The sequence below is a fragment of the Rhodococcoides corynebacterioides genome (assembly GCF_019834675.1).
Taxonomy (GTDB): domain Bacteria; phylum Actinomycetota; class Actinomycetes; order Mycobacteriales; family Mycobacteriaceae; genus Rhodococcoides; species Rhodococcoides corynebacterioides_A.
This window is the reverse complement of the sequence record NZ_JABUBU010000006.1, coordinates 91,054-112,836: the sequence shown is the minus strand read 5'-3', so window position 1 is coordinate 112,836 and position 21,783 is coordinate 91,054. Positions and strand designations below refer to the sequence as shown.

Annotated in this window: 20 protein-coding genes and 2 pseudogenes; 11 read left to right on the top strand and 11 right to left on the bottom strand. The window is 67.9% G+C overall.

Annotated features, from left to right (window positions below; genetic code table 11):
• The first annotated feature begins 4 nt into the window (after positions 1 to 4).
• The 4 genes from HQ603_RS19120 to HQ603_RS09975 all read left to right on the top strand — a co-directional run bounded on the left by HQ603_RS19120 (position 5) and on the right by HQ603_RS09975 (position 5,934).
• Complete coding sequence (locus HQ603_RS19120; protein ID WP_222684388.1) at positions 5 to 4,549, top strand: transglycosylase SLT domain-containing protein; 4,545 nt, start codon at positions 5 to 7, stop codon at positions 4,547 to 4,549.
• Positions 4,550 to 4,574: 25 nt separating this feature from the next.
• Positions 4,575 to 5,198, top strand: a complete 624-nt coding sequence (locus HQ603_RS09985) for a hypothetical protein (RefSeq protein ID WP_222684387.1) — start codon at positions 4,575 to 4,577, stop codon at positions 5,196 to 5,198.
• Positions 5,199 to 5,362: 164 nt separating this feature from the next.
• Positions 5,363 to 5,611, top strand: a complete 249-nt coding sequence (locus tag HQ603_RS09980) for a hypothetical protein (protein WP_222684386.1) — start codon at positions 5,363 to 5,365, stop codon at positions 5,609 to 5,611.
• Positions 5,608 to 5,934, top strand: a complete 327-nt coding sequence (locus tag HQ603_RS09975; RefSeq protein WP_222684385.1) for an HNH endonuclease — start codon at positions 5,608 to 5,610, stop codon at positions 5,932 to 5,934. The genes HQ603_RS09980 and HQ603_RS09975 overlap by 4 nt, the downstream gene beginning before the upstream one ends.
• A 4-nt stretch (positions 5,935 to 5,938) precedes the next feature.
• Here the strand turns inward: HQ603_RS09975 and HQ603_RS09970 are convergent, their stop codons facing one another.
• Together HQ603_RS09970 and HQ603_RS19245 are read right to left on the bottom strand one after the other, a co-directional pair.
• Positions 5,939 to 6,469, bottom strand: a complete 531-nt coding sequence (locus HQ603_RS09970; protein WP_261773642.1) for a hypothetical protein — start codon at positions 6,467 to 6,469, stop codon at positions 5,939 to 5,941.
• 63 nt (positions 6,470 to 6,532) lie between these two features.
• Positions 6,533 to 6,628 (bottom strand): annotated as a pseudogene (locus HQ603_RS19245) (DUF2510 domain-containing protein); the annotation flags it as partial.
• A gap of 878 nt (positions 6,629 to 7,506) precedes the next feature.
• Here HQ603_RS19245 and HQ603_RS09965 point away from each other — a divergent pair.
• From HQ603_RS09965 to HQ603_RS09940, 6 genes and pseudogenes are all read left to right on the top strand, one after another.
• Positions 7,507 to 8,247 (top strand): NYN domain-containing protein, encoded by a 741-nt coding sequence (locus HQ603_RS09965; protein WP_222684383.1) that lies wholly within the window; start codon positions 7,507 to 7,509, stop codon positions 8,245 to 8,247.
• A 281-nt stretch (positions 8,248 to 8,528) separates the two neighbouring features.
• Positions 8,529 to 8,831 (top strand): annotated as a pseudogene (locus HQ603_RS09960) (sigma-70 family RNA polymerase sigma factor); the annotation flags it as partial.
• 152 nt (positions 8,832 to 8,983) lie between these two features.
• Complete coding sequence (locus HQ603_RS09955) at positions 8,984 to 9,601, top strand: hypothetical protein (protein ID WP_222684381.1); 618 nt, start codon at positions 8,984 to 8,986, stop codon at positions 9,599 to 9,601.
• A 111-nt stretch (positions 9,602 to 9,712) separates the two neighbouring features.
• On the top strand, positions 9,713 to 10,717 hold the full coding sequence (gene trxB / locus HQ603_RS09950; RefSeq protein ID WP_222684380.1) for a thioredoxin-disulfide reductase: 1,005 nt from the start codon (positions 9,713 to 9,715) through the stop codon (positions 10,715 to 10,717).
• A gap of 46 nt (positions 10,718 to 10,763) precedes the next feature.
• Positions 10,764 to 11,090 (top strand): thioredoxin, encoded by a 327-nt coding sequence (trxA, locus tag HQ603_RS09945; RefSeq protein ID WP_222684379.1) that lies wholly within the window; start codon positions 10,764 to 10,766, stop codon positions 11,088 to 11,090.
• A 189-nt stretch (positions 11,091 to 11,279) separates the two neighbouring features.
• Entirely contained in the window at positions 11,280 to 12,467 is a 1,188-nt protein-coding gene (locus tag HQ603_RS09940; RefSeq protein WP_222684378.1) for an N-acetylmuramoyl-L-alanine amidase, read from the top strand.
• Positions 12,468 to 12,498: 31 nt separating this feature from the next.
• On the opposite strand, the gene HQ603_RS09935 is transcribed toward HQ603_RS09940, so the two are convergent.
• The 9 genes from HQ603_RS09935 to rpmH all read right to left on the bottom strand — a co-directional run bounded on the left by HQ603_RS09935 (position 12,499) and on the right by rpmH (position 19,137).
• Positions 12,499 to 13,215: a GNAT family N-acetyltransferase gene (locus tag HQ603_RS09935; RefSeq protein WP_222684413.1), complete on the bottom strand. Its 717-nt coding sequence runs from the start codon at positions 13,213 to 13,215 to the stop codon at positions 12,499 to 12,501.
• A gap of 220 nt (positions 13,216 to 13,435) precedes the next feature.
• A complete protein-coding gene (locus tag HQ603_RS09930) occupies positions 13,436 to 14,428 on the bottom strand; it encodes a ParB/RepB/Spo0J family partition protein (RefSeq protein ID WP_222684377.1) in 993 nt (330 codons plus the stop codon).
• The gene (locus tag HQ603_RS09925) at positions 14,425 to 15,441 is read right to left on the bottom strand and encodes a ParA family protein (RefSeq protein ID WP_222684376.1); all 1,017 of its coding nucleotides are present in this window, start codon (positions 15,439 to 15,441) and stop codon (positions 14,425 to 14,427) included. The genes HQ603_RS09930 and HQ603_RS09925 overlap by 4 nt, the downstream gene beginning before the upstream one ends.
• Before the next feature lie 51 nt (positions 15,442 to 15,492).
• Entirely contained in the window at positions 15,493 to 16,194 is a 702-nt protein-coding gene (rsmG, locus tag HQ603_RS09920) for a 16S rRNA (guanine(527)-N(7))-methyltransferase RsmG (RefSeq protein ID WP_222684375.1), read from the bottom strand.
• 211 nt (positions 16,195 to 16,405) lie between these two features.
• On the bottom strand, positions 16,406 to 17,026 hold the full coding sequence (locus HQ603_RS09915; protein ID WP_222684374.1) for a Jag family protein: 621 nt from the start codon (positions 17,024 to 17,026) through the stop codon (positions 16,406 to 16,408).
• Positions 17,027 to 17,110: 84 nt separating this feature from the next.
• On the bottom strand, positions 17,111 to 18,178 hold the full coding sequence (yidC, locus tag HQ603_RS09910) for a membrane protein insertase YidC (RefSeq protein ID WP_222684373.1): 1,068 nt from the start codon (positions 18,176 to 18,178) through the stop codon (positions 17,111 to 17,113).
• Positions 18,179 to 18,182: 4 nt separating this feature from the next.
• The gene (gene yidD, locus HQ603_RS09905) at positions 18,183 to 18,533 is read right to left on the bottom strand and encodes a membrane protein insertion efficiency factor YidD (protein WP_222684372.1); all 351 of its coding nucleotides are present in this window, start codon (positions 18,531 to 18,533) and stop codon (positions 18,183 to 18,185) included.
• Complete coding sequence (gene rnpA, locus HQ603_RS09900; protein WP_222684371.1) at positions 18,530 to 18,940, bottom strand: ribonuclease P protein component; 411 nt, start codon at positions 18,938 to 18,940, stop codon at positions 18,530 to 18,532. The genes yidD and rnpA overlap by 4 nt, the downstream gene beginning before the upstream one ends.
• 53 nt (positions 18,941 to 18,993) lie before the next feature.
• Complete coding sequence (gene rpmH / locus HQ603_RS09895; RefSeq protein WP_222684370.1) at positions 18,994 to 19,137, bottom strand: 50S ribosomal protein L34; 144 nt, start codon at positions 19,135 to 19,137, stop codon at positions 18,994 to 18,996.
• 596 nt (positions 19,138 to 19,733) lie between these two features.
• Here rpmH and dnaA point away from each other — a divergent pair.
• A complete protein-coding gene (dnaA, locus tag HQ603_RS09890) occupies positions 19,734 to 21,272 on the top strand; it encodes a chromosomal replication initiator protein DnaA (protein ID WP_222684369.1) in 1,539 nt (512 codons plus the stop codon).
• The last annotated feature ends 511 nt before the right edge of the window (positions 21,273 to 21,783 follow it).

Sequence of the window (21,783 nt, the reverse complement as noted above, 5' to 3'; positions counted from 1 at the left end):
CTCGGTGAGCAGCGCGAAGCTCCCGATCGTCCCCGACCTGTCGAACTTCCATAAGCGACTGCGTGTGCAGTTGCGGGCGGACCCAGCACAGGCCCCCGTCACGATCGTCCCCAACTTCGACAAGTTCCGGCCCGACCTTGAACGCGGCCTGGGTCGATTCCGGGCTTCGATCAGCGTCGGCGTCCGGCCAGATTTTTCCGGGTTCAATCGCGAACTCCGTTCCTACACTGCAGCTCATACCGGCCACGGGGTCGAGCTTCCCGTCGATCTCGACCTGACCCGAGCTCGCGCCCAGTTGGCAGCGTTCCGCGCCGAAGCATCTCGCAACGTCCGCGTCCGGGTCGACGTCGACACCGGCCGGGCCATGGCACAGATCGCCGCCGTCCGAGCAGCCGCGGCCGGTATCGGCCGCCGCACGCCGAACCTGAACATCGGCGGAGCCGGTGGCGGCAGTTCGATCGCTGGCGGGTTCGGTCCGATTCCCGCCGCCGCCGGTGCCGCGAAAGCCGCCCTCGTCGGTCTCGCTGCGGTGAACCTGGTGCCCCTCGTCGGTCAGCTCGCCAAGGCCGCCGGAGTCATCTCGCTCATCCCAGCGGCAGCAGCCGCAGCTGCATCGTCCCTCGCCACCGTGGTCATTGGATCCTCCGGTATCGGGGACGCCTTCTCCGCCGGTGCCAAGGCCGCGGAGTCCGCCGCCACCGACGCCGCCGCTGCGTCGAAAGCACAAGCCGCAGCGCAGAAGCAGGTCGAGTCCGCAGCCCGCGGTGTCACCTCCGCGCAGGCCGGTGTCGTCCGTGCCGAGCGTGGGGTGGCCGATGCCCAGAAAGCATCCGAACGTGCCCAGGAATCGCTTACGCAGGCCCGTAAAGACGCCGCAGAGCAGATCGAGGACCTGAACCTTGCGCTCAAGGGATCCGCACTCGACGAGCGGGACGCCGAGCTCTCCCTCCGCCGAGCCCAGCAGCGTCTCGCCGAGCTCGGCAAGGACGGACAACCCGTCACCGCCCTCGATTTCGAGGAAGCCGTCCTCGGTGTGGATCAGGCGAAGCAGCGCATCGACGAGGTGCGTGAGCGGAACGCCGATCTGCGGACCCAAACCGACGCGGCGAACAAGGCCGGCGTCGATGGATCCGCTCAGGTGGTCCAAGCGCAGGAAGCCGTAGCCGACGCCGACCTCAAGGTCGCGGACGCCAGGCAGTCGGTGCTCGACTCCCAGCAAGCAGTGATCGAGGCTCAGACAGCACTCACCGACGCTCAGACCGCGGCAGCGACTGCCACCACTGGCGCCGCGACCGCAGCCGACAAGTATGCCGAGGCGCTGGCGAACCTCTCCCCGAACGCCCGCGACTTCGTCACTCAGACCCGCGACCTCGGTGACGCCTGGCGCGACCTCCGCCTCGTTGTGCAGGACAACCTCTTCGACGGCCTCGGGGACTCCATCACCGATCTCGCCGGCCGGTACTTCCCTGTCTTAACGGACGGTCTCGGCGGTATCGCGACGGAGATCAACGGCGGTCTGCGTCGTGCCCTGGAGGACCTCTCCAGCGAATCCTCCGCTCTGGACTGGACGAAGATCTTCGAGAACACCAAGCAGGCCATTGGCCCGCTCATCGACGGGCTCAACGACCTGTTCGGATCCCTCACCAACATCGCCGCCATCGGCTCGGAGTTCCTCCCCGGATTCGGTGACTCCTTCTCCAACGTGATGCAGGAGTTCCGCGAGTTCACGGAGTCCGAGTCCGGGCAGAACAAGATCCGCGAGTTCATGCGCGACTCCATCGAGGCGCTGAAGGACATCCTGGATCTGTTCGGTGCGATCGGTCGCGTTGTAGGCGGACTGTTTTCGACCTCCGATGCCACCGGGCAGTCGATGGTTTCCGGCTTGACCTCCGAGTTGAACAAGTTCGCGGACTGGCTCAATTCGCCTGATGGACAGGTTCGTATGTCCGAGTTCTGGGAGAGCGCCAAAGATGCCGCGACCCTCATGCTCACCCTCATCAAGGACGCGACCGTCTTCGCCGACAAGGTGCTCCGGATTGTCGGTACCGATGCGCCCGGTTCGAGCCGATCGGCGGGCGATCGAGTCAATGCGGCCGGGGACCTACTGCTCCCGAACAAAGCCGCCCCCAATGCGGGAAGTCCATTCCTCGGCGCGACCGACGAGAATGGCGTGTACCAACGAGACCCGGTCGGCAAGGCTTGGGACGGTCTCGACCGGCTGGGCGACTTCTTCGGCGGCGACGCCTGGTCGTTCCTGAACCCCGCCGAGGGTGAGTCGCCGTTCCAAGCCGCGATGCGCAACGCCTCCGTGTCGATGGACGGCCTCCGCATCATGGCCGGCAACCTCGCCCAGGGGTTCACTCAGGATCTCGGCGCCACCGCGTCGGGTGCGTGGCAGTCCCTGCAGGACAAAGTCTCCGCGGTCACCACCACCATCGGTGGGCTGATCGACGTCGGCAAGGCGAAGGTTTCCGACCTCAAGGACCGAGTCGGGGAGTGGCTCGGCAACATCGGTGGGTTCTGGTCGAACCTCGGCACCAGCATCTCCACCGTCGTCACCACCCTCACCGACGTCGTCTTCACGAAGCTCACCGGTGCCCTCGATAGTGTCAAGACGTTCTTCGGCACGGTTGTGGACGGCATCGGCAAGAAGTGGGACGAGCTCAAGGACCTCGCCGCACGGCCGATCAACTGGATCATCGACACCGTCATCAACGGCACCCTGAAGAACGCCTGGAACGCTGTCGCGGGCCTGCTGGGGCTGCCGGAGTGGAACGGTGTCGCCCGCATCGAAACCCCGCAGGGCAACATGGGTCGGGAGACCCGCGCCCCGGAGCCGATCCGCCGTGCGTCGGGTGGACCGGTGTTCGGTGCCGGCGGCCCGACGGACGACAAGATCCCCGCGATGCTCTCCAACGGCGAGTACGTCCTGCGGGCGTCCGCGGTGAAGAAGATCGGCGTCGACAACCTCAACCGTCTCAACACCAACCCCGTGCAGGCACGTGGGAAGGTGCTGGGGGAGGGCATGTTCGCCGGTGTCCGCATGGCTGTCGGCGGTTCCGTCGACGAAGCTGTCGAGCGGGCGAAGCGGTTCATGGCGGGGGAGCACGGCAAGCCGTACCAGTACGGCGGTGTCGGTGACCCGTCGTGGGACTGCTCCGGTCTGTGGTCGGGCATCGTCAACGTCATCAACGGTCGCCCCGCCACGTCGGGTCGACTGTTCAACACCGAGTCCGACTTCGAGTCGATGGGGTGGACGCCCGGCCTGGGTGGTCGCGTGACGATCGGCATCTCCCGCGGTGGTGGTGGGCCGAACTCGCACATGGGCGGCACCATCGACGGCACCAACGCCGAATCGTCCGGTGGCAACGGTGTGCAGTGGGGCGGCGCGGCTCGTGGGTCGGACACGTTCCCGTTGGCGTTCACGCTGCAGGAGTTGGCCGGTCAGTTCGTCTCCGGCGGACCCGGATCCGGCGGTGGTGGTGGGATCCTCGCGTCGATCCGTCAGCGCCTGGCGAACCAGGTGGCGTCCCTGTTCGAGGCACCGCTGAACGCTCTGGGGTCGCAGATCCCGGACTTCGGACCGTCGGCGGTGGGTCAGTTGCCGAGGCAGATGTACGACAAAATCAAGAACGCCGCGGTGGAATACGTGCGGTCGAAGATCGCCGGCGCGTCCGGTGGCGGGTCGGCCGACGCGGGGACGACACCGTTCAACATCGGTGCGGGTGCGGAGCAGTGGCGCCCCAACGTCATCGAAGCCCTCAAGCGTGAAGGGTTCCCGGTCACCGACGGCAACATCAACCTGACGTTGTCGCAGATCCAGTCGGAGTCGTCGGGCAACCCGAACGCCGTCCAGCAGGTGCAAGACGTCAACTCGGGCGGCAACGAAGCCGTCGGCTTGCTGCAGGTCATTCCGGGCACGTTTGCAACGCACCGCAACCCGGACCTACCGAACGACCGCACCAACCCGGATGCGTCGATCTCTGCGGCATTGCGGTACTACCGGGCTCGGTACGGGGCGGACCTGTCGCAGATGTGGGGTCAGGGCCACGGCTACGACTCCGGCGGCATCTTTCCGAACGGCACGATCGGGTGGAACACCTCCGGTAAGCCGGAAGCGGTGCTGACGAACACGCAGTGGCAGTTGTTCGACGGGTTCAACAAGAACCTGGCGCACTTCGCACAAGGCGGCTACGTCGATCCGAACGAGTACGCCCGGAAGCGGTTCGCGCAGTACGGGGAGCAGGTCGGCGGCATCGTGAAGTCCGCCATCCCGGAAATCCTCGGTATCTCGGGGACCCCGTTGGATCCGGCGTCGAACCGGTACGTGCAGGCGGCGATGGATCTGCAGAAGGCGTTCGCTTCCACCGCACCGTCGGCCAATCCGAGTTATGGGTCGGCCACCCCACCCTCGTCGAACACCGTCGTCGATCAGGCGCGCGGAGTCGTGGAGCAGCACACCCACTTCCACGTCTCGAGCATCGACGAGGCATTCCGCAAGCACCAACTCGAACAGCAGAAGGCCGCTATGGCGTTCGGCGGTCGCTGACCAATCACACGAAAGAGGTAAGCCCATGGCATCCACCAACATCAGCCCCACCCTCGAAGCCGCCATCACCGCCGGCCGAGAGCTCGCCGAACGACGCGAGCAGGCCGACCCCGACAAGGTCGAGACCGTGAACGTCAACGGCCGCAGCGTCGCCGTCGACAGCAAGGGCAAGCCCAGCAACGAGCGCGACGAGGCTTGGCTGCGAGCTCTCGCCGAGTCCACCGCTCAGCGGGACCTCGACACCACCATCCGCGTCGCCAACCGCAGCCGGGACATCACCGCCAAGCTCGAACCCCGACGGGTCACCGACAAGGAAGCCGACCGGGCCTACCGCACGCTCATCAAGGACGGGGCGTACCGAGCGCAGACCGGGCAGTCGCGGACCACCGTCCTCTCCGACGCCATCGAGGCCACCTTCGGACCGGACGACACGGAGCGTTTCCCCGAGCAACTCGCCTTGGCTGAGCAGCGGCATCACGCCGACGACCAGAGCGCGACCGGCGCCACCGCAGCAGCGAGTGTCGGCCGCGGCTACGCGCAAGGCCGCGTCGACACCCACGACGGCCTCGTCTACGACCGCCGCGCCAACGCCTTCCGAGCACCCGAACACGTCACCCCAGCAGCCGGCGCCGCCCGCATCCCCGGCTGACCACACTTCCCGGTCGGGGCGACTGCTCCCACGAATGGGCACGCGGGAGCAACCCAGAGGCAGCCTCTCCTCGAGACCCCCGACCGGGAACACCCCCCCGGACCCGCGGCGACCCTCCTCGGACACCGCGGGTCGGGGAACCCCACGCACCAACGGAGGACACCATGGACAACGCACAGGTACAACGAGACGCTCTCGACATAGCCGAGTGCATGTACATCGGTGACTGGGACCGCTACTGGGACGTCGTCGAGCGCTACACCCAACCCGAGACACCAGCAGCCGAACTCACCTTCGCCCTGTCGTTCCTCATCAAGCAAGCCACCTTCTCCAGCGCCGGCCTCTTCGACACCGCCCCCGACTTCTTCGCCCTCTGCCGCAACGAACTCCCTCCCCTGAAGCCGGCAGCATGACCTGGGACAGCAACAGCGACACCCGCCACGTCCCACACAGGCTCCAGCAACGGTGCTTCAAGAGGGACCACCACACCTGCCGGCAGTGCGGGTACATCGGCGGCGGACCGCACACGCTCTTCGCCGACCACATCCTCAACAAGGAGTCCGGCGGCTCGGACACCCTGGACAACTTGCAGACCCTCTGCCGCACCTGTCACTCGGCGAAGACCCGCGACGAGATCGCTGCTGGCCACGCCCGCCGACGCAACAGCCTCCGACTCCCCACGGAGTCGCATCCCGGACTGCAATCAGGGCGACGTAAGCCCGACCCGTGGGAGTGAAGGGTTACCGCGGGCTGGTGACCTCGACGATGTTGGCCCAAACGACAGCGGCCTGCGTCTCCTGCCCCAACCTGTTCTCGTACGACTGAACTCCGTCAAGCTCCACGTACAGAGTGACCAGATCGTCCTCGACCACGTCTCGCGCGACCGCCGCATCTCGCAACCGCACCAAGATCGAGTTGGTGTACCCGGCGTCCGAAGGTGCGCCGGCGACCTGAGCCATGAACAACTCCGGGCCTGTGATTGTGTCGAACTGCGTGACCTCGCCGTAGAGAACGACCCGCCGACCCTTCTCTGCCTCCGGGTCCCTCAGAACCATGGACAGCGACCGGTCATCAAGGTTCGCGTAGCTCGATCGATCCAAACGCGACTGGTCCACTGCGGCAGCAGCGCTTGAGTCAGACGCTGCAGCACCTGCCGAATCGTCGGGAGAGCTGGGCGAGAAGAAGCTGACAACCAAGCCGATCAACACCATCACCGCTACCACCGCTCCGCAGACGAGTAGAACGGAACGGCTCCACTGCTGCTTGTCCACCTGAGGCGAAGCAGAACCTGCGGTGTCACGGCCCGCGGACGTACCAGTAGTGCCCGGCAATGGAGAGGTTGCGTCCGACCACTGCCGGCCGTCCCACCACCGTTGACGACCACTGCCGTCCGGGTCAGGGAACCAGCCAGGCGCAGGAGCTTGAGTCACCGCACGATGATGGCAGACCACACGGTCCGCTGACAGTGACTTGAGCACCCACCCCTGGCGGGGGTCTCAAGCCTCCCTCATGCCCCGCCCCGGTACGCATAGCCCTCCCATGTCTACGTACCTAGTCCCTGTGATGTGCCCTTCGCGGTACGTGCGTTCTTAGCGCTTATTCGTCCTGCGGTGGGGCGGAGAAGCGCGAGTCGAGGCCGTTGCGCATCGATGCCCTGGTCGGCCGGCTCGGTCGCGCTGAGCGTCCTGCCGGACCATTTTGCCGGCGCCAGCAACTTCGCTGGTAGGAGACACGAGTCGTTACATCAGGGCTACTGCCGGCGTCGGCGATTAGACTAAACGGTATGCCCACATCGGAGCAGTGGCGGCGTACATCGGTCGAGTGCGTCCAGTGCGGCGAGCCGCTGTGGCAGGTGCATCGGACCTTCAGCACATGGAACACCACCATCCGCCGAGCGGGCGAGTACCGGTGTCAGTCTCGACCACAGTGCCTGGGTCAGGTGGCGCCAGAGTGAAGCGTTTCCTCCGCATCGGGACGTCATGTGACACAGATCACATTCCTGCACATACTGGTTCTTGACGTCGGTCGCAGGCCTAAGTAGAGGGGCCTAATAGAGGCCTCTCACGTCCAACATGCTGGATCTTTGGCCCAATCCTGTCGTGCCGGACCGGTGGGACCACAAGTGCTGCGTGACGTGCGATCTAGAAGTTTTGCCTGTTCAAGAGGTCGCGAGTCAGAGTTGACATCACTTGGGCAGCTGCCTAGTTTTGTTCTTACCCACCCAGCCCTCTCGTTAGGGCTGGGTCTTTTTTTATCTAGAGACAACTTCTCGCCGGTCGCCCGCGTACCTGAAGGTACGATCCGCCGGGTGAAGGTCGGTGTCTATGTCGATGCATACAACCTCTACTACGGAGGCCGGTCGTTCTGCGGTCGCGGAACTTCCGGGTGGCGGTGGCTCGATGTCCGAGCTCTGGCGGAGTCGCTGTGCGGTTGGCAGGGCGCGACTGTCGCAAGGGTTGTCTACTGCACCGCGCGGGTCGACCCAAACGACGATCAGAGCGCTTACACCGACCAGGACATCTACCTGAAGGCTCTCAAGGCGCACGGATCTATCGACGCACTTCAGCTCGGCCGCTACGTAGCGTGGCCCAAGCGCGCCCCGCTTGCGGTGAAGAAGCCAAACGGGAAAGCGGAGCTTCTAGTACCGGACGGCACCGAATCTTGGACGTCCTCGCTGCCGATCTCTCTTGAGCGGAATCCAAAGGTGCCCGCTGGCATGCTCTTGGCGACCGTGCGAATGAGGGAGGAGAAGGGCTCGGACGTCAATGTGGCGACCCACCTCCTCGCGGACGTCCTAACGAACCAGGTCGACGGTGCGATCGTGATCTCGAACGACTCCGACCTGGCCCTCCCGCTTGAGATCGCTCGGACTTTTGTGCCTGTTGGCACGGTCAACCCTGGCGATAAGCCCTTGGCCGGCGCCCTGAGGGGCCTGAAAACAGACGGACCAGGGCGGCACTTCTGGGCACAGTTGTCGCCGAAACACTATCAGGACAACCAACTGCCCGAGACGGTCGCGGCGCGATGGACCAAGCCCGCAGATTGGTAGCTCGCAGAGCGGGCCGGATGCTTCCCGGAGCCACAGCTCCCACCCGGCCCGCCAGCGCACGGTAGCAGGTCGATCGAACGTGTGAGCGAAGCATCTTTGACGAATCCGGTTGCCCCCAGTGTCACGCGCTTTCGTCAACGACGAGCAGGGCATGTTGTCCGCAGCCCGTCCGCAGCAGAGCAAGTAACAGCTGGATCTAACCAACGCCGCAAGCGGTGAAACGCCAGGTCGCCAACTTGATCAACGCTAGTTTGTGCCAACCAACGCTCGAAACACGGTTCGTGGTCAACGCGTGCCTCGACCGCATCCGCCGGAACCGGGTGCGCCCCACCGTCCCGCTGGACGACGACGTGCGCGAACCCCGCGATCCGTCCGATCGGTACGCCGATCTGGATCTGTCGATGGTGGTCGAGCGGGCGCTGTTCACCCTGCCGCCGGACCAGCGGGCCGCGATCGTCGCGGTGGACATGGAGGGGTACTCGGTGGCCGACGCCGCCGCCGCGCTGGGGGTGCCGCCCGGCACCGTCAAGAGCCGCTGCGCCCGTGGCCGGCAGAAGCTGGCCGATATTCTGCGGTCGGTTCGGATCGACGACGCGGGACCCGACGCGAGCGCGGCATCGGCCCCCGACACCCGCCGCCGAACGGTCTCGGCTTCCGGGACGTCCGGGTCGGCGCGCCGGACCGGCGCCCGCCCGGCACCGGGAACCGAATCGACCGGTGGCGCGTCCAAGAGGGCATGACCACTGACGGCGACCGGGCCGACGAGGCACGCGTCGGACCGCCCGCCTCCGCGCCCCGCGATGCCGTCGTCCCCCTCCACGAACTCGAGGACGTGCGGCGGCTCCTGCGGGCTCGCGGCGCCGATCTCAAGGCCGAGGCCCCGATTCCGCCCCACGTGGCGGCACGAGTGCACGCGGCGCTCGCGGCGGCCCCGGCGCACGGTTCGTCGTCGTGGGGGTCGTCTCGGCGGGGAGCACTCGGCGCGGTGGCCGCGGCGGCGGCGTTGGTGGTCGGAGTCGGGGCGGGGGTGACTCTGTGGCCCGCGTCCGACACCACGTCCGTCCCGGTGGCCGCCCCGCGCGCGGAGGTGATCCGCGCCGAGGTGTCCACGCTGATCGGTCGGCGGGACGACGGTCCGTTCGCGACCGCGTCGGCCCTGACGGCGTGTCTGGCCGCCAACGGTGTCGCGGCCGACACGCCGGTTCTGGGGTCGGGGCCCGTCACGCTCGACGGGCGGGAGGCGACTCTGGTGGTGCTGCCCGGTCGGACACCCGGCGCGCTGATCGCCCTCGCCGTCGGGCCGCGGTGCGGACCCGGCATCCCCGACACCGTCTCGCGGGCGGACATCGGCTGACGGGGAACAACTGCCGCTGACCTAGTGTTGAGGCGATCGACGGCGACACACGGTGTGTGCACCGCCGGCCGTGTGTTTCCCTGCACGGCACCCTCACCACGGAAGGCGAAGATGACGACCCCGGACATCCAGAGCACGGACATCCACGACTTGATCATCGTCGGATCCGGCCCTGCCGGATACACCGCAGCGGTGTACGCGGCGCGGGCGGAACTGAAGCCCCTGGTGTTCGAGGGCACCCAGTTCGGTGGCGCACTCATGACCACCACCGAGGTGGAGAACTTCCCCGGCTTCCGTGACGGCATCATGGGCCCGGACCTCATGGAGCAGATGCGCGAGCAGGCGCAGCGCTTCGGCGCCGACATCCGCACCGAGGACGTCGAGGCCCTGGATCTGACCGGCGACGTCAAGACGGTGACCGTCGACGGCACCGTGTACTCCGCCCGCGCCGTCATCCTGGCGATGGGCGCTGCGGCGCGCTACCTCGGCGTGCCCGGCGAGCAGGAGCTGCTCGGCCGCGGCGTCTCCGCGTGTGCCACCTGCGACGGCTTCTTCTTCCGTGACCAGGACATCGCCGTGATCGGCGGCGGCGACTCCGCGATGGAGGAGGCGACGTTCCTCACCCGGTTCGCGCGCTCGGTCACCATCGTGCACCGCCGGGAGGAGTTCCGTGCCTCCCGCATCATGCTGGAGCGGGCCAAGAGCAACGAGAAGATCTCCTTCGTCACCAACGCCGAGGTCCTCGAGATGCAGGGCGACACCGGAATCACGGGCCTGAAGATCAGGGACACCGTCACCGGCGAGGAGCGAGTCCTCGACGTCACCGGCATCTTCGTCGCCATCGGCCACGACCCCCGCTCGGAGCTGGTGCGCGGTCAGGTCGACCTCGACGACGACGGCTACGTGCAGGTCCAGGCGCCCACCACCGCCACCTCGATCGACGGCGTCTTCGCGGCCGGCGACCTGGTCGACCACGTCTACCAGCAGGCCATCACCGCCGCTGGCACCGGCTGCTCCGCCTCGATCGACGCCGAGCGGTGGCTCGCCGAGCAGGGCGAGATCACCGAGAACACGATCGAGAACGCCGACCGGGACGTCGACGCCGTCAGCGTCTGACCCCCCGTTCCCCGACCCCACCCACCACCCCTCGATGGAGAAGCGCATGTCCAACACCGTCACGATCAGCGACGACACCTTCGGCTCCGAGGTTCTCGAGAGCGACAAGCCCGTTCTCGTGGACTTCTGGGCCACCTGGTGCGGCCCCTGCAAGATGGTTGCCCCGGTTCTCGACGAGATCGCCGGCGAGCACAGCGACAAGCTGACCGTCGCGAAGCTGGACATCGACGCGAACCCCAAGGCTGCGCGTGACTTCAAGGTCATGTCGATCCCGACCATGATCCTGTTCAAAGGCGGGGAGCCCGTGAAGACCATCGTCGGCGCCAAGGGCAAGGCCGCCCTGCTCCGCGACCTGGAGGACGTGCTGTCCTGATCGTCCGTCTCGATCTGTTTCACGACGCCCGGTGTGCGCGACACGCCGGGCGTCGTGCCGTAGCGGGGCGCGACGATTGTCCGGCGCGCATCATCGTCTGAGACAATCGGACGGTTGCTCACGCGGGGCCGCCGGAACGGTCCGGCGTCCGGGGAGACGACGACCGACACGAAGGAAGGGCCGAACAGCATGAAACCACTCCGTCACGGCGACACCGGTCCGGCCGTCGCGGAGATCAGGGACATTCTGAGCACCCTCGGTTTCCTGGCTCCGCCGGACTCGGCCCAGGACCGGTCAGCTGCCTGGACCGAACCGAACGTGGCGTTCGATGTTCGTCTCGGTGAGGCCGTCCGCGCATTCCAGCAGCAGCGCGGTCTGCTGGTCACCGGCGAGGTCGACACCGCGACCTACCGTTCCATCAAGGAAGCCTCCTTCCGGCTCGGCGCGCGCACGCTGATCTACCAGCTGGCCGCCCCGCTGTACGGCGACGACGTCGCCACGCTGCAGCGCCGGTTACAGGACCTCGGCTTCTACGACGGCCGAGTCGACGGGTACTTCGGCGCCCAGACCCACGAGAGCCTGTCGTCGTTCCAGGGCGAGATCGGCCTGTCGCCCGACGGCATCTGCGGACCGGCGACGCTGCGCGCGCTCGATCTGCTGGGTACCCGCGTCACCGGTGGGTCGCCGCACGCCATCTCCGAGGAGGAGCTGGTGCGCAGCGCGGGGCCGCAACTGTCCGGCAAGCGCATCGTCATCGACCCCGGTCTCGGCGGTGACAACACCGGTGCGGTGGTCTCGGTCGACGGCAGCACCATCACCGAGGAAGCCATCCTGTGGGACCTGGCCGGTCGGCTCGAGGGCCGTATGGCGGCCACGGGTATGGAGACCTACCTCTCGCGCGCGCGGGGCACCGATCCCACCACCGCACAGCGGGCCGAGACGGCCAACAGCATCGGCGCGGATCTGATGATCTCGCTGCGCTGCAGCACCCATTCGAGCCCGTTGGCCGGCGGGGTGGCGAGCTTCCACTTCGGCAATTCGCACGGCTCGACCTCGCTCATCGGACAGGTGCTCACGAGCTACATCCAGCGTGAGATCGTGGCGCGAACGTCGTTGCAGGACTGCCGTTCTCACGGCCGTACGTGGGATCTCCTGCGCCTGACCAACATGCCGACGGTGCAGCTGGACCTCGGCTACCTGACCAACGAGCACGACGTCGCCGTGCTGGCCGATCCCCGTCAGCGCGACATCGTGGCCGAGGCCATCCTGGTGGCGGTCAAGCGGCTGTACCTGCTCGGCCAGGACGATCAGCCCACCGGCACCTTCACGTTCGCCGAGCTGCTCGCCTACGAGTTGGCCGCAGCCGAACGGTCCTGACCGCGGGACCCGACATCCGGTCCCGGCGCCGTCACCGAGCTCCGACGGCCACCCGAGCGTCCTGCTCGACCACGGTGAGTGCGGCCGCCTCGAGCAGACGGTCCAGTGCCGCCTCCACGTCTTCCTTCCACCCGTGGTCGCGGTCGAGCTCGAGCCGGAGGCGTGGGAACCGGTGATGGGGTGCGACCACCTCGAACCCGTACTTCTCGAGGTAGGCCGCGTCGGTCATGCACGTGGTGTCTCCGCACCGGCCCGACAGGCCACCGTCCCGTTCGGCGGCGATCTCGTCGTCCGTTCGCCGCACCCCGAACGACTCGAGGGCGCGCACGCCGCGATTGACCAGATCGCGTACCACCGCGCCGAGCAGTGCCTCCCGCACCTCGTCGGCCTGTCCCGAGTCGTCCACCGGCGGGGTCGAGAGCGACGTCAGCAACACGGCGTCCGGGCTGACGGGGGCGGTGGGAAAGTGCGACACCCGCGGAACGGAATCGGGGGGTGCGTAGAGCGCGCAGCCGATGGCGTCCGCGGACGCGGGGACCGCCGAGTCGGTCGCCCCGGTGGCCACCTGACCGCAGGGTCCCCACTGGAGCATCAGCATGGACAACCATGCTTCCTTCTCGAACTCGGGATCGACCGCGTCGACGACGGTGGGGCTCGCGGGGTCCATCGTCCAGAAGGCGCACCGACGATCGTGAGCGGGGAGGGCGTCGAACCCGCCGAGGGTGAGTGTGGAGACGACGATGGACACGCGCTGACTCATCCTCCGTACCCCGACGTGCGAAGGCGGGAGCTTCGCACCGCCCTGACGCCTTTCAGAATAGGCGATCGGGGCCGACCCGGACCGATCGGTGCGGTGACCGGTGGTCGGGCACCCGATACCGTTGTGTCACAACGACATTCGTCACCAGAGTCGCCGTATCGTCACAGTGACGAAACGTGGCGGTGTTCCCGGTACGGGGAAACCGGGGTCACGACGACTTCTGCCGCTCCATCATCTCGACGATCCGCTCGAGATCGTCGACCGAGCCGAACTCGACCACGATCTTGCCCTTGCGCTTGCCCAGACTGACCGTGACGCGGGTGTCGAAGGAGTTGGACAGCCGCTCCGCGACGTCCTGGAGGCCGGGCATCTGGATCGGCTTGCGACGAGGCGCCGGGGCGGGGCCGGCGGGACCCTCCCGGTTGGCCAGGGTCACGGCCTCCTCGGTGGCGCGAACCGACATGCCCTCCGCCACGATCCGAGCCGCGAGCTCCTCCTGCGCCGCGGCGCCCGCCTCGAGGGAGAGCAGAGCGCGGGCGTGCCCGGCGGAGAGCACGCCGGCGGCGACGCGGCGCTGTACCGCGATGGGGAGTCGCAACAGGCGGATCATGTTGGTGATGACCGGCCGCGAACGACCGAGCCGCGCCGCGAGCTGATCGTGGGTCACGTCGAACTCCTCGAGCAGCTGCTGGTAGGCCGCCGCCTCCTCGAGGGGATTCAGCTGCACTCGGTGGATGTTCTCGAGCAACGCGTCGCGCAACAGGGTGTCGTCGGCGGTCTCCCGCACGATGGCCGGAATGGCATCCAGCCCGGCCTCCTGGCTGGCCCGCCACCGGCGCTCGCCCATGACCAGCTGGTACCGATCCCGGCCGATCTGGCGCACGACGATCGGCTGCATCAGCCCGAACTCGCGGATGGAATGCACCAACTCGTCGAGCGCGTCCTGCTCGAAGACCGTCCGCGGCTGCTTCGGATTCGGCTCGATGGCGCCGGGCGGGATCTCGCGATAGGTCGCGCCGGCGGGCGCGAAGTCCTCCTCCGACGTCACCGCCGGGGGAGTGGGGGTGGGCGCCGTCGCCGCCGCGTCGCCACCGATCACGACGTCCGCCGCGGCGGCACCGAGTCCGGAACCCTGGCCGGGTCCGGTGGGGATGAGAGCGGCCAGTCCGCGGCCCAGACCGCCCTTGCGTGTCTGACTCATGCGCCCGAGACCTCCGTACCTGCCCGCTCGGATGCGTCACGGGCCGCCATCTCGCGGCCCGCATCGAGATAGGACATCGCTCCACGTGAACCCGGGTCGTAGTCGAGCACGGTCATGCCGTACCCCGGTGCCTCCGACACCTTCACGCTGCGCGGGATCACGGACTTGAGGACGGCGCCGCCGAAGTGGCTCCGCACCTCGTCCGCGACCTGATCCGCCAACTTGGTGCGTCCGTCGTACATCGTCAGGATCACGGTCGAGACGTGCAGGGCGGGATTGAGGTGCGCCTGGACCAGCTCGATGTTGCGGAGCAGCTGCCCCACGCCCTCGAGCGCGTAGTACTCGCACTGGATGGGGATCAGCACCTCCGACGCCGCCACCATCGCGTTGACGGTGAGCAGTCCCAGCGACGGCGGGCAGTCGATGAGGACGAAGTCGAGGTCCAACTCGTCGAGCGCACTGTCGGACAGAGCAGTCTTCAGGCGACCCTCCCGGGCGACCATCGACACCAGTTCGATCTCCGCGCCGGCCAGGTCGATGGTGGCGGGGATGCACATCAGTCGGGGGTTCTTCGGGTTCTTCTGGATGGCATCGACGGCCGCGATCTCACCGAGCAACAACTCGTAGCTCGACGGGGTCCCCGAGGTGTGCTCGGCGCCGAGAGCCGTCGACGCGTTGCCCTGCGGATCGAGATCCACCACGAGCACGGACAGGCCCTGGATCGCGAGTGCCGCGGCGAGGTTCACGGCGGTGGTGGTCTTGCCCACGCCGCCCTTCTGGTTGGCGATCGTCAGGACTCGGCGGTGCTTCGGCTTCGGCAGGGACACGCCACTCGGGTGGAGCACCTGACTCGCGCGCTGCGCGGCCGCCCCGATCGGAGTGTCGTCCGTCGTCATCGGCGAGTAGCCGTACGGGTCGGCCCCCCTGGTCGGTCCACCCGAACCCACACCGGTTTCACGTGAAACCGAGGCCGGTGTTTCACGTGAAACGTGATTGGTCGACTCACCCGACATGCAGGCTCCTTCAGGGTGTGGTGACTTCAGGTCTCGCGGTTCGGCCCGGACTCAGGAGCCGGCGGAGAAGCGTGAGGCGCGGTGGGTTCTATGCACCCGCTCCGCACGTACCACGATAGTGGGTTGCGGGACGACGTCCCGACCACACAGCACGACGTCGGGGCCGGAAGCGCCGAGGCGTGTCAGCGCAGCCCGGTCGCGCTCGATCTCGTCCTCCGCGGTGCTGCCTTTGAGGGCCAGCATGACGCCGCCTTCGTGCACGAGGGGGAGCGACCAGCGGGCCAGCTTCTCGAGCGGCGCCACGGCGCGGGAGGTCACCACGTCGGCGCCCCCGGCCTCCTTCACCACACCGGGCTGCTCGGCACGCCCGCGCACCACCGTGGCCGACAGTCCCAACGCGTCGACGATCTCGGCGAGGTACACCGACCGCCGCAGCAGCGGCTCCACGAGGAACACCGTCAGGTCCGGTCGCGCGATCGCCAGCGGGATACCCGGCAGCCCGGCTCCGCTGCCGACATCGACCACCGACGCGCCGTCGGGAATCAACTCGCCGACCACGGCACAGTTGAGCAGGTGGCGCTCCCACAGCCGGGGCACCTCGCGCGGACCGATCAGCCCGCGCTCGACGCCGTCGGTGCTCAGCGACGTCCAGTACTGCTGGGCCAGATCGGCGCGATCCCCGAACACCCGCTGCACCGCATCGGGCACCCAGTCGGCGGACTCGTCCGTGCTGTCGTGTTCCACGTGAAACATCCTCTCGTGTCGCCTCGCCGCGCTCGAAACCACACTCGTGTAATTCGGAAGGTCGTCTCGGAGCAGTCCGGGTCCGACCCGACGACGCACTCTAGCGCCCGACACCGACGTCCACCGGGGACACCGAGGGCCGAGCGTCGACCCCCACAGACGACGAACGGGGCGCGGCATCAGCCGCACCCCGTTCGGTGTCCCGGTGGAACCGGTCGCGTCACTCCTTGACGACGACCACCCGCCGGTTCGGCTCGGCGCCCTCGCTCTCGCTCGTCACGCCGTCGACCGTCGCGACGGCGTCGTGCACGATCTTGCGCTCGAACGGGGTCATCGGATCCAGCGCCTCACGTCCACCGTCGCGGGCGACCCGCTCGGCCGCCGCAGTGCCCAGCGACGTCAGTTCCTCGCGGCGGGCGGCGCGCCACCCGGCGATGTCGAGCATCAGCTTGCTGCGCTCGCCGGTGCTCTGCTGCACCGCCAGTCGCGTGAGCTCCTGCAGCGCGTCGAGGACCTCGCCGGTCCGCCCGACCAGCTTGGTCAGATCCTTGCCGCCGTCGATCGAGACGACCGCGCGGTCGCCCTCGACGTCGAGGTCGATGTCACCGTCGAAGTCCAGGACGTCGAGCAGCTGCTCGAGGTAGTCACCGGCGATCTCGCCTTCTTCGACGAGGTAGTCCTCGCCGTCCTCGGACTCGTCGTCCTCGGCCGTGGCCGGGTCGCTCTGCGCGTCGACAGTCGCGGCGGTTTGCTCGGGCGACGTCTCGGCGACGTCGGCGGTCGTGGCGGCATCGGCGTCGGCAGTCGTGGCGGCTGCGTCGGTGCGTGCGTCGGTGGTCACAGGTCCAGTGTCCGTTCGCGTCGTCCTCCGGTTCGCGGAGGGGGAGGGGAGGGAATGCGGAGAAGGTGGAGCAGAGAGCGCCGATCAGCGCCGGCGCTGACCCTTGGGTCGCACCCGACCCGGCGGGGTCTTCTTCTTCTTGGGCGTGGTCGGGCTGCCGGAACCGGCGGCTCCCGTGGCACTCGCGTCGTCGGTCGACGCCACGGGACGCTGCGGCTTGGCTCCGGGGGCCGGCTTCTTCTTGGCGAGGTCGGGGCGAGCGCCGGGCTTGGGCGCGTTGTCGTTGCGACGCTCGATGGCGGCTTCCTTGGCCGCGGCCTCTTCCTTGTCGATGCGGCCGAACACCAGGTGCTGCTGCGCGTAGGTCCACACGTTGTTGCTCACCCAGTAGAGAAGGATCGCGACGGGTAGGAACGGTCCACCGACGAGCACGCCCAGCGGGAAGACGTACAGCGCGAGCTTGTTCATGATCGCGGCCTGCGGGTTGGCGGCCGCCGCAGCGGACTGCCGGGCCACGGACGCGCGGGAGTTCAGGTGCGTCGCCACCGACGCGATGATCATCAGCGGCACGGACACCGCGACGATCGGCCACACGGACGGGATGCCGCCGAACGGCTCGAACGCGATGAGCACGGAGTCGGGCGAGGTGATCGCCGCCGAGATCGGCGCACCGAAGAGCCGGGCCGAGAGGAACGACTGCACGTCGTCGACGCTGAAGAAGTAGTTGGGGGTGTTCGCGTTGACCTCGGGGCTCAGGCCCAGCTGACCGAGCCCGGTTCCGGTGCGGTTGAACGAGCGCAGCACGTGGAACAGACCGATGAACACCGGCGCCTGGGCCAGCACGGGGAGGCAGCCCATGATCGGGTTGAACCCGTGTTCCTTCTGGAGCTTCTGCATCTCCAGGGCGAGCTTCTGGCGGTCCTTGCCGTACTTCTTCTGCAGCGCCTTGATCTGCGGCTGCAGTTCCTGCATCTGACGCGTGGTCCGCACCTGCTTGACGAAGGGCTTGTAGAGCAGCAGTCGCAGGGTGAACACCAGGAACACCACCGACAGGGCCCAGGCGAAGCCGGAGTCGGCGCCGAGGACGGCACCGAACACCTTGTGCCAGACCCAGAGGATTCCGGATACCGGGTAATAGATGAAGTCGAGCACGACTCTAGGTACTCCTTATGTTCGTTCCATCCAGGTGCGGATGATCGGGACCGGACTCGTCGTGGCGCCGGTCCGACACCGGAGGGGCACCGCGGCGGCGCCGTTCCGGCACCGGGTCCCATCCTCCAGGGTGCCAGGGCGCGCACTTCAGCAGACGCACGACGCTCAGAATCGTGCCGATCACCAGACCGCGCGTCCGCAGCGCCTCGACGGCGTACTCGCTGCAGGTCGGGGTGAACCGGCACGTCGGAAGACGCAACGGAGAGACGTAGGTTCGGTACAGCTCGATCAGGACGATCGCGCCGCGAGCGGGCCACGAGGCCACGGCCCGCAGGCCACGCGCGGGAGTGGTCACCGCGCGGCGGGGCTGCGACCGGGTGCGGGCGCAGCGCTCGGGGTCTCGGCGAACGCGCCGAGTCGACGCAGTCCGGACCGGAGCTGGCGGTCGAGTTCGGACGACGAGGCCGTCGCCGCCCCGGGCAGGGCTCGCACGACCACGTCGACGTCGTCCGCCAGGGCGGTCACGACCGGGACGCAGACATGACGAAGCCGGCGAGCGACTCGATGTCGAGTCACCGCCGGCCCCACTGCTTTGCTGACGACGAAGCCCACCCGCGCGACTCGCGGTCCGGCGACGGACGGATCACCGGCGCGACGGGTCGTCACGTGGACGACCAGGTCACGCCGGCCCACACGTCGGCCGCCGCGCGTCGTCGCTCGGAAATCCGCCGAGCGATGGAGGCGATGCCGATCGGGGAGCACCCGAGCCTCCGATCACCGCGCCGGACGGTTGGCTGTGCGTGCGCCGAGACGGATCAAGCCGTCAGGGACGCGCGACCCTTGTTGCGACGAGCCGACACGATGGCGCGGCCGGCGCGGGTCCGCATGCGCAGACGGAAGCCGTGCACGCGTGCACGACGACGGTTGTTCGGCTGGAACGTCCGCTTGCCCTTGGCCACGGTGTAACTCCTCGATACGTCGACGCCGCGACGGGCGCCGATGGTGTGCTGGTGGTCGCGAGTTCGGTGAACTCGAGTTCGGGTGGCCACCCGCGCGGCCGCCGCGGCGGATTCGCATACCGCACATGTGCGCAGCAGGTGACCGTTCGAGGGTACTGACGGCGGCGAACAGGGTCAAACTGCAGGCCGAGCACCCCGGGGAGCGAGCAATCCGACCGGACCGAACCGTTTGCCTTGTTGGGCGTCGCCCGGGGTGCTAATTTCTCCCGCGGGCGGATGCGGAATCGTCACCGCCGGGGGGACCGACCTACCTCAGCACCACCGCAGCCGACGTGCCGTCGAGCCGCCGCAGACCGCGTGTCGTCGACATCGATGCAGGTCGGAGGCCGTGTCGACCGCGCGGCCCGTGCTCTCCGCCGTCGGGACACCGTGATCCCGCCGGGCGCGCGGGCTACACCGGTGTCGTTCGTCCACAGCTGTGGATAATTATGTGGAAACACTGGTCGGGTGGCATATTCGCGAGTGCCGACGCCGGCTCGCACGGAGCTCGCGTCACATCGGCCGCGGGTGATTCCCGGCCCGACTGGGAGGACATCGTGCAGGACGATCCGGACGTTTTGGCCGGAGTGTGGCCCGATGTCGTCGCCGAACTCACCGACGGCTCGAACACCGGCGCGACACTCTCGCGCGCCCAGAAGGCCTGGCTGGCTCTGGTGCGCCCGATCACCCTCACGCAGGGGTTCGCCCTGCTGTCGGTGCCCTCGCCGCTGGCGCAGGAAGCCGTCGAGCGCGGGCTGCGCGAACCCATCCTCTCCGCCCTGGGCCGCCACCTCGCCGTTCCCGTGGAGGGGCTCGGTGTTCGCCTGGCTCCGCACGCGGACGAGGTGGAGGACGACGAGCCGGACCACAAGTACGAGCCGGCTCCGTCCGGACCGGTGTTCCGTCGACGCTTCCTCTCGGACTCGTCCACGGGCGAACCGTCGGACACCGAGAGCGGTGACCAGGAGGAGGTCGACGACGACCGCGACGCGCTGACCGCCGTCCAGAACTCGTGGCCCACGTCGTACACCGCGCCGCCGCGCGCCAGCACCTCCGCGCCGACCGGGACGAGCCTGAACTCGAAGTACACGTTCGACACCTTCGTGATCGGCGCGTCCAACCGATTCGCGCACGCGGCCGCCGTCGCCATCGCCGAGGCCCCCGCCCGCGCGTACAACCCGCTGTTCGTGTGGGGTTCCTCCGGCCTGGGCAAGACGCACCTGCTGCACGCGGCCGGCCACTACGCGCAGCGCCTCTTCCCCGGGATGCGCGTGAAGTACGTCTCGACCGAGGAGTTCACCAACGACTTCATCAACAGCCTCCGGGACGACCGCAAGGTGGCGTTCAAGCGCCGCTACCGGGAGACGGACGTGCTGCTGGTCGACGACATCCAGTTCATCGAGGGCAAGGAAGGTATCCAGGAGGAGTTCTTCCACACCTTCAACACGCTGCACAACGCGAACAAGCAGATCGTGGTGTCCTCCGACCGGCCGCCGAAGCAGCTGGCCACCCTCGAGGAGCGGCTCCGCACGCGGTTCGAGTGGGGTCTGATCACCGACGTCCAGCCGCCGGAGCTCGAGACGCGCATCGCGATTCTGAGCAAGAAGGCGCAGATGGACGGCCTCGACGTGCCGCACGACGTCCTCGAGTTGATCGCCAGTCGCATCGAGCGCAACATCCGCGAGCTCGAGGGCGCGTTGATCCGGGTGACCGCGTTCGCCTCGCTCAACGGCCACACCCTCGACACCAAGCTGGCCGAGGTGGTGCTGCACGACCTCATTCCCGACGCCCCCGGCGTGGAGATCAACGCCGCCACGATCATGGCGGTGACCGCGGAGTACTTCGACACCACCATCGAGGAGTTGTGCGGACCCGGGAAGGCCCGGGCGATCGCCCAGGCCCGTCAGATCGCCATGTACCTGTGCCGCGAGCTCACCGACCTGTCGTTGCCCAAGATCGGTCAGACCTTCGGCCGGGACCACACCACCGTCATGTACGCGGACAAAAAGATCCGCAAGGAGATGACCGAGCGGCATCGGACGTACAACCAGGTTCAGGAACTCACCGCGCGCATCAAACAACGTTCCAGTCGCTGACTCCCGGCCCCTCGTCATCACTCGAAGGGTCTCGACGGCCCCCGATCACCGCCCGCGCGGACCGATCGGGGGCCGTTCTGCGTCTCGACCTCACGTCGATACACACCTGTGGACAACTGTGTGGAAAACGGGGATTCCCCGGGGATGAAACGTGGAGTTCTCCGACGGGTCATCGGCCGTCCACACCCGGGCCGCCCGCGTCCCGAATCCACTCCCGGGTCGATCCTCGAGCCGCCACGCCGTGTCACCAGCGCCGGATGGGCTCGCTCCACAGGTTCCACAGGACCTATGACTGTTGCTTGTAGTTCTTTCCAAGAACACTCTTTTCGAAAGAGGTGTGGGGAGCGATCGGTCCACACCCGTTCGGCGGCCCGACCCGCCATCCGATCCGCCGCCGAGCGGTCCGTGGCCCCGACTTTCCAGCGAGCCGTCGAGCGCCTAGCGTGTGCTGTGCCCACCGCTTCGCGTGGTGCCGTACCGACCACGAGCCGCCGACCGAGAGGATCACCCG